The sequence below is a fragment of the Bradyrhizobium sp. 23AC genome (genome assembly GCF_054863025.1).
In genome coordinates, this window is the sequence record NZ_JAVAYN010000237.1 from 1 (window position 1) to 254 (window position 254).

Sequence of the window (254 nt, forward strand, 5' to 3'; positions counted from 1 at the left end):
ATCAGCATGCCGGCGATCGAGCCGATCGCGGTCGCCATGCCCCAGCCGAGCGCGATCATCCAGGAGGTGTTGATGCCAACGAGGCGGGCCGATTCAGGCACGGAGGCGGCCGCGCGCATGGCAAGACCGATCCGCGTGTACTGGAAGAAGAAATAGAGGCCGAGCAGCAGCAGTATGGTGACGCCGATCATGCCGGCCTGGTGGGTCGAGATCAGCTGGCTGCCGAGGAACGGCGCGGAGCCGAACGGGGTCGG

At 66.5% G+C, this 254-nt stretch carries 1 protein-coding gene; it reads right to left on the minus strand.

Features of this window, described 5'->3' with window-relative positions:
* On the minus strand, nucleotides 1-254 hold a 254-nt coding region (locus tag RAD10_RS42265; protein WP_461622065.1), incomplete at both ends, for an ABC transporter permease subunit.